Source organism: Kocuria sp. ChxB (assembly GCF_044359605.1).
Taxonomy (GTDB): domain Bacteria; phylum Actinomycetota; class Actinomycetes; order Actinomycetales; family Micrococcaceae; genus Kocuria; species Kocuria rhizophila.
In genome coordinates, this window is the sequence record NZ_CP121123.1 from 2,591,104 (window position 1) to 2,603,657 (window position 12,554).

The following is a 12,554-nucleotide window of genomic DNA, read 5'->3' on the forward strand; positions in this document are numbered from 1 at the left end:
CCCGGCGCTAGACTGGGCCAACCCGTCACCAGCACAGATCAAGGAACCATGACTGACTCTCTTCCGTCCCGGAACCACGCCTCGGAACTCTCCGAGCGTTCCGGCGAACTGTCCGCCTCGGAACTCGAGGACGTGGTCTCGCGCGTCCTGGCGCGCGCCCGGTCCCGCAACGAGCCCACCGCCACTCAGGACGACGACGCCGCCGCGCCCCGCGCGGGCCACGAGCGTCTCGGACGGGCCCGGGAGCTCGTGGACGAGGAGGACACCTACGTCCCCTCCGACGGGGACCAGCAGGACCTCGCCGAGCGCCACGCGCTGCGGCGCGTGGCCGGACTGTCCACCGAGCTCGAGGACGTCACCGAGGTCGAATACCGGCAGTTGCGCCTGGAGCGAGTGGTGCTCGCCGGTTTGTACTCCAGCGGCACACTCGCGGACGCGGAGAACTCCCTGCGGGAACTCGCCGCGCTCGCCGAGACTGCGGGCTCCGAGGTCATGGACGGCATGCTGCAGCGGCGCGTGAACCCGGATCCGGGCACGTACCTGGGCTCCGGCAAGGCCCTCGAGCTCAAGGACGTGGTGGCCGCCACCGGTGCGGACACGGTCATCGTGGACGCCGAGCTCGCCCCATCCCAGCGGCGCGCGCTCGAGGACGTGGTCAAGGTCAAGGTCATCGACCGCACCGGTCTGATCCTGGACATCTTCGCGCAGCACGCGAAGTCCAAGGAGGGCAAGGCCCAGGTGGAGCTCGCCCAGCTGGAGTACATGCTCCCGCGACTGCGCGGCTGGGGCGAGTCCCTGTCCCGCCAGGCCGGCGGCCGGGCGGCGTCGGGCGAGGGCATCGGCAGCCGTGGACCCGGTGAGACCAAGATCGAGCTGGACCGCCGTCGCATCCGTCAGCGGATGGCCAAGCTGCGCCGGGAGATCGCGGCCATGAAGCCCGCGCGGGAGACCAAGCGGCTGAACCGCAAGCGCAACTCGGTGCCCTCCGTGGCGATCGCGGGCTACACCAACGCCGGGAAGTCCTCCCTGCTGAACCGGCTCACGGACGCCGGTGTGCTCGTGGAGAACGCCCTGTTCGCCACCCTGGACCCCACGGTGCGCAAGGCGCAGACCCCGGACGGCATCGGCTACACCCTGGCGGACACCGTGGGCTTCGTGCGGTCCCTTCCCACGCAGCTGGTCGAGGCGTTCCGCTCCACGCTCGAGGAGGTCGCGGACGCGGACGTCATCGTGCACGTGGTCGACGCCTCCCACCCGGATCCGGAGGGTCAGCTCAAGGCCGTGCGGGACGTTCTCACGGACGTGGGGGCCAACGACATCCCCGAGATCGTGGCCCTGAACAAGGCGGACATCGCGGATCCTGTGGTGCTCGCCCGGCTGCGCAACCACGAGAGTCCCTCCGTGGCGGTCTCGGCGCGCACGGGAGAGGGCATCGAGGAGCTGCAGCGGCTGATCTCCGGTGCCATCCCACGGCCCGACCACGAGCTGGACCTCCTGGTCCCGTACACCCACGGGGAAGTGGTGTCACGGCTCCACGCCCAGGACGCGGAGATCCTCAGCACCGAGCACACCCCCGAGGGCACACGCCTGCACGTGCGGGTGCGTGAAGACCTGGTGGACGACCTCGAGCGCTACCTCAGTGCCCCCCACACCCCTGCCGGGGACGAGGCCCAGGGGCGGGAGCAGGCGCAGGACTCGCAGGGCGCATGAGCGCACCGTTCATCGACGAGACCGGCAAGGACGTCTCGGAGGTCCGCCCGGAGTCCCTCCCCGGGGGCGCGGACGCCCTCGAGCTGCTCGACGCCGCCGTCACCGCCCTCGGGGGGCAGCGGCGGGACGGTCAGCGCTTCATGGCGGCCAAGGTGGCCGAGGCCCTGCAGACCCACCGCCACCTGCTGGTGCAGGCGGGCACGGGCACGGGCAAGTCGCTCGCCTACCTCGTTCCCGCGCTGGTCCACGCCAGGACCTCGGACAAGCCGGTGGTCGTGGCCACGGCCACCCTGGCCCTGCAGTCGCAGATCACCGGCCGCGACGTGCCGCGCCTGCTCGACGCGCTGGAGGACGAGCTCGACGACCGCCCGGACGTGGCACTGCTCAAGGGGCGCTCCAACTACGCGTGCCTGCACAAGGTGGAGGGCGGGTACCCCGAGGACGACGACGCCGCTCTGTTCAGCGCTCCGGTCGGAGGCTCCGGCGGCGTGGGAACGGACCGCCCTCTCGGAGGGCTGGCGCAGCAGGTTCTCCGCCTGCGCGAGTGGGTCGAGACCACCGAGAGCGGGGACCGGGACGACATCCAGCCGGGGGTCTCGGACGCCGCGTGGCGCCAGGTCTCCGTGACGGCCAAGGAGTGTCTGGGGCGCAAGTGCCCGCTCGTGGAGGAGTGCTTCGCGGAACGTGCCCGCGCTCAGGCGGGTGAGGCGGACATCGTCATCACCAACCACGCCCTCCTCGCGATCAACGCCTTCGAGGGCCTCGCGGTGCTCCCGGAGCACGACGTCGTGATCGTGGACGAGGCGCACGAGCTGCGCGACCGGGTCACCGGCGCGGTCACGGCGTCGTTGTCAGCGGCGGCCGTGCGCGCGGCGAGCACCGCCGTCCGCAAGCACACGGCGGCCTCCAGCGATGCGCTGGAACGAGCCGCGCAGGCCTTCGACAAGGCGTTCGACGACGAGGACTCGGGCCTGCTGCCCCGGGGATTCACCGAGGAGCAGGTCTACGCGGTGCGGGGGATCCAGGACGCCGCCCGCACAGGGCTCAGCGACACCAAGGGGGAGTCCAAGGGAGAGGACGCCGGACGGCACGCCGCACGCTCGCGGCTCTCGGAGCTCCTGGACACCTCCGAGCGCATGCTCGGGGCGGACACCGCGCACGACGTCCTGTGGGTTTCGCGTGTGGGTCGGTGGAGCCCCACGGAGGGGTACGTGGGCACCTCGGCGGGAGAGCCTGCCACGCTCAACATTGCGCCCCTGAGCGTGGCGGGGCCCCTGCGCGAGGGCCTCTTCGACGGCCGCACGGTGGTGCTCACCTCCGCGACACTGGCCGTGGGGTCGTCCTTCTCGTCGGTCGCCGGGTCCCTCGGCCTGCAGGGCCCGGGGGCGCCGCCCTGGCGGGGCGTGGACGTGGGAAGCCCCTTCGACTACCGCCGCCAGGGGATCCTCTACGTGGCCAAGCACCTTCCCAAGCCCGGGAGGGGCGTCTCGGAGGAGCAGCTGGGCGAGCTGCTCGAGCTGCTGGAGGCATCCGGAGGCGGAGCGCTCGGGCTGTTCTCCTCACGGCGCGCGGCGGAGGACGCCGCAGAGGCGTTGCGGGAGCGGACCGAGCTGCCCATCCTGTGCCAGGGGGACGCCTCGTTGCCCTCACTCGTCAAGGAGTTCACGGACGATCCCGCGGCCAGTCTGTTCGGCACCATGAGCCTGTGGCAGGGGGTGGACGTCCCGGGACAGTCCTGCCGGCTGGTGGTGATCGACAGGATCCCGTTCCCCCGCCCCGACGATCCGCTGGGCACCGCCCGCACCCGTGCCGCCGAGCGCGCCGGGGGCAACGGCTTCATGACGGTGTCCGCCTCGCACGCGGCTGTTCGGCTCGCCCAGGGCGCGGGACGGCTGATCCGTGCGAGCGGGGACAAGGGTGTGGTGGCGGTTCTGGACTCCCGCCTTGCGACGGCCCGCTACGGGTCCTTCCTCGCCCGGTCGCTGCCCCCGCTGTGGCCCACCACGGACAAGTCCACCGTGCTGGGGGCGCTGCAGCGGCTGGGCCGGCAGTGAGGTGAGGGCCCCGCGCCGCCGCTACAGAGAGCGCAGGACGGAGACGACCTTGCCCATCACGGTGGCGTGGTCGCCGAGTATGGGTTCGTAGCGGGTGTTCTGCGGCAGGAGCCAGGTGTGGCCGTCGCGCTGCCGGAAGGTCTTCACCGTGGCCTCGTCGTCCAGCAGGGCAGCCACGACGTCCCCGTTCTCCGCGGAGTTCTGCTGGCGCACGACCACCCAGTCGCCGTCGCAGATGGCGGCGTCGATCATCGAGTCCCCGGCGACCTTGAGCATGAACAGCCGGCCGTGGCCCACGAACTGCCGTGGCAGCGAGTAGACCTCCTCGACGGACTGCTCGGCGGTGATGGGGCCGCCCGCGGCAATGCGGCCCACCAGGGGCACGGGCACCATGGTGTCGTCCTCGTCCGCGGCGGGCACCGAGCCCAGGGTGGGCGTGAGGGGCGAGACCGTGGCACCGCCGGAGGCTTCACCCTCCTGGGGATCCTCCTTGCCCAGGTGGTGGTCCAGCTCCTGCTGGCTGAGCGGTCGCAGCACCTCCATGGCCCGGGGGCGTCGGGGGTCACGGCGGAGGTATCCCCACTTCTCCAGCTGACCGAGCTGGTGCGTGACGCTCGACAGGGACGCGAGCCCCACGATGTCCCCGATCTCCCGCATGGACGGAGGGTACCCCCGCGTGGCGATCGAGCGCTGCACGGCGCCCAGGATTCTCGCCTGACGGTCCGAGAGTGTTCGAACGGGTCGGCCAGGTGTCTGCTGAGCGGGGGAAGTGGTGCTCACGAGCGGGGTCCTTTCGCCGTGCCGCACAGGGCGTGCCCGGGGGCCGGGCCGCGGACCGCTTATGCGTGTCGGAGACGTGGGGTCGACTGTCACATGTCTGGGGCCAGCTTAACCCGGGTGACCTGCGCATTCAAATATGTGTTCGAAACGGACCTCGACACCGTTCGTACATCCGTGCTAGAACTGTCACCAGACATTCGAAGATGTGTTCTACCCGCTACCGCGGTTCGAACACCGCCGCCCGGTGGGCGGCATCGACCGGAACACCAGGAGGTTGCCATGACCGCTCTCATCATGCCGAGGCCCGTTCGCCGGGCCACCGGAGTACGCGGCCGGTCCAGCATCCGAGCCGGTGTCGCCCGTCAGCTGGACGCCGCCGGTGAGGCAGGGCACGATCTCGGACCGGGGATCATGCGCTTGACCCGCCGCGGCAGACTGCTGCTGATCGGACTGCCCGTGGTCACCGGAGCCGCAGCGCTGCTCGTGGTGGCCGCGGTGTTCCTGCTGCCGCCCACCGTCAACGCCTCCACGGACCCCGTGGGTGAGCCCGTGACCCAGAGCGTCACGGTGCAGGCCCGGCAGAGTCTGTGGGAGATCGCGGTGGCCGCCGACCCCGACCGCGACCCGCGGGAGGTCATGGACGACATCGCGGAGCTCAACGGCCTCAGCTCGTCCCAGCTCTCGGCCGGCCAGGTCCTCGAAGTTCCGGCCCGGTAGGCCCTGCTGACTCTGCGGCCCCTGCGGGCCCGATAGGATGAACCGGTGAATTCCGCCGCAGACCCTCTGGCCTCCCTCCCGCTGCGTGACGACCTGCAGGGGATGTCCCCGTACGGGGCTCCGCAGCTGCAGGTGGAGGTCGCGCTGAACACCAACGAGAACACCCACCCCGTTCCCGACGCCGTCGTGGACGCGATCACGGATCGTGTGCACCTCGTGGCCGGGGCGCTGAACAGGTACCCGGACCGGGACTTCACCGCCCTGCGGAAGGCCCTGGCCTCCTACCTGGGGCACGGCCTCGACGAGCGGAACATCTGGGCGGGCAACGGCTCCAACGAGGTGCTGCAGCAGATCCTCCAGGCCTTCGGGGGACCGGGGCGTTCTCTCCTCAGCTTCGTTCCCACGTACTCCATGTATCCGTTGCTCGCACTGGGAACGGGCACACGGTTCATCGCGGGGGAGCGGGACGCCGACTTCTCCCTCACGGCGGACGCCGCGGCCCGGCAGGTGGCCGAGCACGCGCCCAGCGTGGTGTTCCTGTGCTCGCCCAACAATCCCACGGGGACCGCTCTCGAGCTCGACGTGGTCGATGCCGTGTACCGCGCCGGAGAGACGCACCGCACGGTCGTGGTGGTGGACGAGGCCTACGCCGAGTTCGCCCGCGAGGGAACACCGTCCGCGCTGACCCTGCTCGAGGACCGCCCCCGGCTCATCGTGTCCCGGACCATGAGCAAGGCCTTCGCCCTGGCTGGAGCCCGCCTCGGCTACTTCGCGGCGGCGCCGGAGATCGCGGATGCCATGCGGCTCGTCCGGTTGCCCTACCACCTGTCCTCCGTCACCCAGGCCACCGCGCTGGCGGCACTCGAGCACCACGGTGCGCTGCTGGCCACCGTGGAGGACATCAAGACCCAGCGTGATCGGATCGTGCGGGAACTCACCCGTCTGGGGCTCGCGCCATCGGCGTCGGACTCGAACTTCGTGTTCTTCGACTGCGGCGGAGACGCGCACGCGATGTGGCAGGCCCTCCTGGACGACGGGGTGCTCGTGCGGGACGTGGGGATTCCCGGGCACCTGCGGGTCACCGCCGGCACGGAGCCCGAGACGTCCGCGTTCCTGGACGCTGTGGCGGGGTACCTGTCCGCGCGCTGAGTCACGACGGACCCACGTTCACCGGAGGCCGGAGGCCGGGGGCTGGCTGCGGGCGGCGCGTCGGCCAGGGCGCGGAGCAACTGCGGTCCCGCCTAGACTGGAACGACCCGCGCGCACCACGCGTCCCGCCATTGCCGGACCGGCCGCGCGCGGGCGGATCGAACCACGAGGAGTCAGTGCCAGACATGAGTGCGACCGAGAAGCAGCGCACCGCCACGGTGGAACGCGTCACGAGCGAGTCCACGGTGCGGGTGAGCCTGGACCTGGACGGCACGGGCACCTCCCGCATCGACACGAGCGTGCCGTTCTACGACCACATGCTCACCGCCCTGTCGAGGCACTCGCTCATCGACCTGGACGTCACGGCGCACGGGGACACCCACATCGACGTCCACCACACGGTCGAGGACACGGCCATCGTGCTGGGCGAGGCATTGCGGGAGGCGCTCGGGGACAAGCGCGGGATCCGCAGGTTCGGGCAGGCCACTGTTCCCCTGGACGAGGCCCTCGCCTCGGCGGTGGTGGACGTCTCCGGCCGCCCCTACGTGGTGCACACCGGAGAGCCCGAGGGACAGCAGTACCACCTGATCGGTGGCCACTTCACGGGGTCCATGACCCGTCACGTGCTGGAGTCCCTGGCCCACCACGCGCAGCTGTGCCTGCACATGGACGTGGTGCGCGGGAGGGACCCCCACCACATCGTGGAGGCACAGTTCAAGGCGCTGGCCCGTGCACTGCGCGAGGCCGTGGAGCTGGATCCGCGGATGGCCGGCACCATCCCGTCCACCAAGGGCGCCCTGTGAGCGCCGAGGTGACGGACGCGCAGGACGCGCCGAGCGTCGTCGTGCTGGACTACGGCGCGGGGAACGTGCGCTCGGCGGTCCGCGCGCTGGAGGCCGCGGGCGCGCGCGTGCGACTCAGCGCGGACCCGCGCGACGTCCTGGACGCGGACGGGCTCGTGGTGCCGGGCGTGGGCGCGTTCGAAGCGGTGATGGAGGGGCTGCGGTTGGTGGACGCCCCCCGGCTCATCGACCGGCGCGTGAGTGGCGGCCGCCCCGTGCTGGGGATCTGCGTGGGTCTGCAGGTGATGTTCGACCGCGGCGTGGAGCACGGCCGCGAGACCGCGGGCCTCGCGCAGTGGCCCGGAACCGTGGAGCGACTGGCCGCGCCCGTGGTGCCCCACATGGGCTGGAACACGGTGCGCCCGCCCGAGGACTCGGTGCTCTTCCGGGGCCTCGAGAACGAGCGCTTCTACTTCGTGCACTCCTACGGTGTGCAGGGCTGGGCGTTCGACCAGAGCATCGAGGTCATGGCTCCTCCCGCCGTGACCTGGTCCGAGCACGGCACGCCGTTCGTGGCCGCGGTGGAGAACGGACCGCTGAGTGCCACGCAGTTCCATCCCGAGAAGTCCTCGCACGCGGGGATCGCCCTGCTGCGCAACTGGCTGGCCACGCTGCCTCGCACGGGCCGGCTGGACGACCGTCTTTCCGACCCCGCAACGGAGCATGCCTCATGACCGCCTCGGTCCTCGTCCTCGTCGCCGGCGCCTTCTTCGTCGGTGGCGCCATCTCGTTCGCCCAGCAGCGCAAACCCGTGTGGTCGATCGTGCTGCTCGCCCTGGTCGCCGCCGCGCTGATCGGCTACGGCGCGTACTCGTGGTTCACGAGTCTGTGAGCACGCCCGTGCCAGGATCCGCGCACCGCACGTGACGCGGTGCGCGGCGCCGCCCCGGGCCTGACCCCGTTGCCGCCTCGGGTGCCGCATCCGAGACCCGGGCCGGCGGAAGCACCGGGGCAGGCTCCCGAACCGGCCACCCCGCGCCCCACGGCGCGGACACCATTCGACGGCGCGCCGTCCGGCGCCCACGTGAGGAGACCCATGACAGAGAACACCGACCGTCGGCTCGAGCTGCTGCCCGCCGTGGACGTGCAGGGCGGGCAGGCCGTGCGCCTGGTCCAGGGCGAGGCCGGTTCCGAGACCGGCTACGGAGATCCGCTGGAGGCCGCGCGCGCCTGGCAGGAGGCCGGCGCCGAGTGGCTGCACCTCGTGGACCTGGACGCCGCATTCGGCCGAGGTGACAACATCGAGGTGCTGCGCCGTGTGGCGGAGAACCTCGACCTGAAGATCGAGATGTCCGGGGGCATCCGGGACGACGAGTCGCTCGAGCGCGTCCTGTCCCTGCGTCCCGCGCGCATCAACCTGGGCACGGCCGCGCTCGAGAACCCCCAGTGGACGCACCGCGTGATCGCGGAGCACGGTGACGTCATCGCCGTGGGACTGGACGTGCGGGGCACCACGCTCGCGGCACGTGGCTGGACCCGGGACGGCGGTGACCTCTGGGAGGTGCTGGACCGGCTCGAGGCGGACGGCTGCGCGCGCTACGTGGTCACGGACGTCACCAAGGACGGCACCCTGCGGGGCCCCAACACCGAGCTGCTCGCGGAGGTCGCGCGCCGCACCGACAAGCCCGTGGTGGCCTCGGGCGGCATCTCTTCCCTGGAGGACATCGCCGCGCTGCGCGAGCTGGTCCCCGCCGGCGTGGAGGGAGCGATTGTGGGCAAGGCGCTCTACGCGGGCAAGTTCACGCTCGCGCAGGCCCTCGACGTCGCGGGGCGCCCCGTTGCCTGACGACGCCGCCCGCCCCCTTCCCCCTCACATCGCCGCGCAGCTGCGCTCGGCCGGCGGCCCCACCGACACCGGTGGCCAGGCCTGGGAAGGGCGCAACCTGGGCGACGGCACGAGTCACACCCACCAGTTCCCGGACGACCCCGGGACCGCCGACCCCAGCGCCGCCCGCGCGCTCGCCGCGTGGCGGGACGGCCGGGCCGGGGAGCAGGACGTGGTGGCCGCACTGGCCGGAATCCGCGTGTTCGTGCCGATCGTCGCCCAGATCTCGCGCTCGCACATCACGCAGGACGGGCTGGTCTCGGACAAGGAGGCCGACATGGCGCTCGTGAGCCTGCAGGCCTCCGACGGGCGCAAGGCCCTGCCGGTGTTCACCTCCACCCAGGCGCTGAGCGCGTGGAACGGGGACGCCCGACCGGTGGCGGCGGACATCCGCCGTGCCGCGCTGTCCGCGGTGCAGGACGGCTCGTCGCTGCTCGTGGTGGATCCGGCGTCGGACCCGGCCTTCGTGGTGCGGCGCCCGGCGCTGTGGGCCGTGGCCCAGGGGAGGGAGTGGACGCCGTCGTACCGGGACTTCGCCGTGGACGACGCCGTGACCCGCGCGGCGGTGGGAATCCCCGGGATCGTCTCCGCGATCGCGGAACCGGGCCGGGGCGTTCACGCCGTGCGCGCCGACGCCGCGGTGCTGCGTGGCGGGGGAGAAGGACCGGAGCTCACGGTGTCGCTGCAGCTGAGTGCCGGCCTTCCCGAGTCCGAGGTCCGTGCAGCCGTGCAGGCGTTCCAGGAGGCCCTGGCGGCGGAGGACATCGTGGCCGAGAATGTGGACTCGGTCCAGGTGCGGCTGACGTCCTGACAGCTGCGGCCCCCGACGTGGTCGGGGGCCGCAGCGTGTGGGGATCCTGCTCAGCCGTAGACGGGTCCAGTGAACTTCTCCCCGGGGCCCGCGCCGGGGGCGTCCGGGAACGGGGACGCCTCGCGGAACGCGAGCTGCAGGGACTTGAGCCCGTCGCGCAGCGGGCCGGCGTGCTGGGAACCGATCTCCGGTGCGGCGGCGGTGACGAACCCGGCCAGGGCCGTGATGAGCTTGCGGGCCTCGTCCAGGTCCTTGAGCTCGTCGGCGTTCTCCTCCGCGGCCAGACCGCACTTCACGGCCGCCGCACTCATGAGGTGGACCGCCGCCGTGGTGATGACCTCCACGGCCGGGACCTCGGCGATGTCCCGCATCTGGTGGCTGACCTCGTCGAGGGCCTCCTGGGGCAGCTCGGCGGAGCCGGCGGCGGGGGGCTGCGCCGTGGTGCCCGCAGACGGGTTGGCGGTGAATTCGAAGCGCTCGGGGCGCAGTTGTTCGGACATGATCTCCACTGTAGAACAGCGGGACCGGCGCGCCGACGTCAGGACAGCCTGGTGCAGGCATGCCCGGGTGCTGCGGGCCGGGGCGGTCCCGGCCAGGCGAGGGGAGCATCACACCACAGCGGACGGAGCCCGAGGGAACTGGCGCGCCAGCGTGGCGGTGCGCTACCATGGTTGGCAGTGTGCAAGCGGAGGCAACTCCCACCCGCCGCCGACCCCGGGATCTCCCGGGACCCACCAGGCGTCCGGGTTCCAGACCTGAACGGTCCCACCGTCATCGGACGGTGTCTCCGATTCGCGGTCTCCGTGTGGTGTCCAACCTCCGTTTGCGCGTGCCGCAACGGAGGTTTTGTCGTTGTGGCGGCAGTCCCGCCCACGGGGTCACCCACGAAACTCAGGAGATTGGCATTAGCGATCCACGTATCAATGACAGAATCCGTGTCCCGGAAGTCCGTCTGGTCGGACCTGGCGGCGAACAGGTCGGCATCGTGCGCGTCCAGGACGCGCTGCGGCTGGCCCGTGAATCGGATCTCGATCTGGTCGAGGTCGCCCCGAACGCCAAGCCTCCCGTCGCCAAGCTCATGGACTTCGGCAAGTACAAGTACGAAGCCGCGGTCAAGGCCCGCGAGTCACGCAAGAACCAGGCCAACACGGTTCTCAAGGAAGTGCGTTTCCGTCTGAAGATCGACACGCACGACTACGAGACCAAGGTTGGCCACGCCAAGCGCTTCCTCTCCGCGGGGGACAAGGTCAAGGCCATGATCCAGTTCCGCGGTCGTGAGCAGCAGCGCCCCGAGATGGGAGTGCGCCTGCTCGAACGGCTCGCGAACGATGTCGCCGAGGTCGGCGCGGTGGAGACCAACCCCCGCGTGGACGGTCGCAACATGGTCATGGTCATCGGCCCCCTCAAGAACAAGGCCGAAGCCCGTGCCGAGGCCCGCAAGCAGCAGCAGCGGGAGAACTCCAAGGCCGAGAACCAGCGCAAGCAGCGCGTGGACACCTCCTCGCCCGAGACGGTGACCCAGTCCATCGGGGACGCGTTCCCCGAGGAGCTGCGCAACGCGGCGTCGGCACCGGCCGAGGACCAGACGGTGGAGAGCGCCCCGCTGGCTCCGGAGGACGAGGTCAAGGCCACGGTGGCTCCGGCCACCGAGACCACGGAGACCACGGTCGACCCGACCGCTCCCGCGGTGGAGCCCGCCGAGCCGAAGGCCGCGCCCGCCAAGTCCGCAGCCAAGCCGGCGAGCAAGCCCGCAGCGGCCAAGCCTGCTGCGGCCAAGCCCGCCGCCTCCCCGGCCAAGCCGGGTGCGCCGAAGCCCGGTGCGCCCAAGCCGGGAGCGGGCAAGCCGGGTCCTGCCAAGAAGTAGCGGCACCAGGAATTGACAGCGTCGGGCGTGCGATCGCCCGGCACCAGCGTGGTCGCGGCCGCCGAGCCGCGACCCACCGGTGTGCCCCACACCGGTCGATGTAAGAAGGAGACGGCCACCATGCCGAAGATGAAGACCCACAGCGGAGCCAAGAAGCGCTTCAAGCTCACCGGCTCGGGCAAGGTCAAGCGCCAGCAGGCCAACCGCCGCCACTACCTGGAGCACAAGTCCTCCCGCCTGACCCGCCGCCTCGCGAGCGACCAGATCGTCTCCACCCCGGGTGAGGCCAAGGCCATCAAGCGGATGCTGGGCAAGTAAGCCCCTTCGCCGTCCAGTCAGAAGTTCGCCGCGAGAGCGGCGGGTAGTCATGTTCCGGTGAGCACCGGGACCAGATCGTTAGGAGTACACACGTGGCACGTGTGAAGCGGGCAGTCAACGCCCACAAGAAGCGTCGGGAAGTCCTCGAGAAGGCATCGGGCTACCGCGGTCAGCGTTCGCGCCTGTACCGCAAGGCCAAGGAGCAGATGCTCCACTCGTACACCTACTCGTACAACGACCGCCGCAAGAAGAAGGGCGACTTCCGTCGGCTGTGGATCCAGCGCATCAACGCTGCGTCCCGCGCCAACGGCCTGACCTACAACCGCTTCATCCAGGGCCTGAAGGCCGCTGAGGTCGAGGTGGACCGCCGCATGCTGGCCGAGCTGGCCGTCAGCGACGAGACCGCGTTCGCGGCCCTGGTCCAGGTGGCCAAGGAGGCCCTGCCGGAGGACACCTCCGCGCCCCGCACCGCCGCCTGAGTGCT

Annotated in this window: 14 protein-coding genes; 12 read left to right on the forward strand and 2 right to left on the reverse strand. The window is 71.2% G+C overall.

What is annotated here, in order from left to right; translation table 11 throughout:
- Positions 1–48 precede the first annotated feature (48 nt).
- Positions 49–1,710 carry a GTPase HflX gene (gene hflX / locus P8S73_RS11445; RefSeq protein ID WP_101888427.1) on the forward strand — a complete coding sequence of 554 codons (1,662 nt, stop codon included), beginning with the start codon at positions 49–51 and terminating at the stop codon, positions 1,708–1,710.
- Complete coding sequence (locus P8S73_RS11450) at positions 1,707–3,764, forward strand: ATP-dependent DNA helicase (protein WP_144803331.1); 2,058 nt, start codon at positions 1,707–1,709, stop codon at positions 3,762–3,764. Before hflX ends, P8S73_RS11450 begins: the two co-directional genes overlap by 4 nt.
- Positions 3,765–3,785: 21 nt before the next feature.
- Here P8S73_RS11450 and lexA read toward each other — a convergent pair whose 3' ends face one another.
- Positions 3,786–4,544, reverse strand: coding sequence for a transcriptional repressor LexA (gene lexA / locus P8S73_RS11455; protein WP_070636369.1), 759 nt, complete (start codon positions 4,542–4,544; stop codon positions 3,786–3,788).
- 279 nt (positions 4,545–4,823) lie between these two features.
- On the opposite strand from lexA, the gene P8S73_RS11460 reads away from it, so the two are divergent.
- The 7 genes from P8S73_RS11460 to P8S73_RS11490 all read left to right on the forward strand — a co-directional run bounded on the left by P8S73_RS11460 (position 4,824) and on the right by P8S73_RS11490 (position 9,888).
- Positions 4,824–5,261 carry a LysM peptidoglycan-binding domain-containing protein gene (locus P8S73_RS11460; protein ID WP_396350415.1) on the forward strand — a complete coding sequence of 146 codons (438 nt, stop codon included), beginning with the start codon at positions 4,824–4,826 and terminating at the stop codon, positions 5,259–5,261.
- Between the two features lie 102 nt (positions 5,262–5,363).
- Entirely contained in the window at positions 5,364–6,410 is a 1,047-nt protein-coding gene (locus P8S73_RS11465) for a histidinol-phosphate transaminase (RefSeq protein WP_235586572.1), read from the forward strand.
- Between the two features lie 185 nt (positions 6,411–6,595).
- Positions 6,596–7,213, forward strand: coding sequence for an imidazoleglycerol-phosphate dehydratase HisB (hisB, locus tag P8S73_RS11470; protein WP_019310916.1), 618 nt, complete (start codon positions 6,596–6,598; stop codon positions 7,211–7,213).
- Positions 7,210–7,926, forward strand: coding sequence for an imidazole glycerol phosphate synthase subunit HisH (gene hisH / locus P8S73_RS11475; protein WP_039101306.1), 717 nt, complete (start codon positions 7,210–7,212; stop codon positions 7,924–7,926). The genes hisB and hisH overlap by 4 nt, the downstream gene beginning before the upstream one ends.
- Positions 7,923–8,084, forward strand: a complete 162-nt coding sequence (locus P8S73_RS11480; protein ID WP_164481643.1) for a hypothetical protein — start codon at positions 7,923–7,925, stop codon at positions 8,082–8,084. Before hisH ends, P8S73_RS11480 begins: the two co-directional genes overlap by 4 nt.
- A gap of 204 nt (positions 8,085–8,288) precedes the next feature.
- A complete protein-coding gene (gene priA / locus P8S73_RS11485; protein WP_039101305.1) occupies positions 8,289–9,038 on the forward strand; it encodes a bifunctional 1-(5-phosphoribosyl)-5-((5-phosphoribosylamino)methylideneamino)imidazole-4-carboxamide isomerase/phosphoribosylanthranilate isomerase PriA in 750 nt (249 codons plus the stop codon).
- Positions 9,031–9,888: an SseB family protein gene (locus tag P8S73_RS11490; protein WP_039101304.1), complete on the forward strand. Its 858-nt coding sequence runs from the start codon at positions 9,031–9,033 to the stop codon at positions 9,886–9,888. The genes priA and P8S73_RS11490 overlap by 8 nt, the downstream gene beginning before the upstream one ends.
- Positions 9,889–9,938: 50 nt before the next feature.
- Here P8S73_RS11490 and P8S73_RS11495 read toward each other — a convergent pair whose 3' ends face one another.
- Positions 9,939–10,388, reverse strand: a complete 450-nt coding sequence (locus tag P8S73_RS11495; RefSeq protein WP_039101303.1) for a DUF1844 domain-containing protein — start codon at positions 10,386–10,388, stop codon at positions 9,939–9,941.
- 329 nt (positions 10,389–10,717) lie between these two features.
- On the opposite strand from P8S73_RS11495, the gene infC reads away from it, so the two are divergent.
- From infC to rplT, 3 genes are all read left to right on the forward strand, one after another.
- The gene (gene infC, locus P8S73_RS11500; protein ID WP_224764911.1) at positions 10,718–11,752 is read left to right on the forward strand and encodes a translation initiation factor IF-3; all 1,035 of its coding nucleotides are present in this window, start codon (positions 10,718–10,720) and stop codon (positions 11,750–11,752) included.
- Between the two features lie 120 nt (positions 11,753–11,872).
- Positions 11,873–12,070 carry a 50S ribosomal protein L35 gene (gene rpmI / locus P8S73_RS11505; RefSeq protein WP_016998296.1) on the forward strand — a complete coding sequence of 66 codons (198 nt, stop codon included), beginning with the start codon at positions 11,873–11,875 and terminating at the stop codon, positions 12,068–12,070.
- A 92-nt stretch (positions 12,071–12,162) separates the two neighbouring features.
- Entirely contained in the window at positions 12,163–12,549 is a 387-nt protein-coding gene (gene rplT / locus P8S73_RS11510) for a 50S ribosomal protein L20 (protein WP_039101302.1), read from the forward strand.
- Positions 12,550–12,554 lie beyond the last annotated feature (5 nt).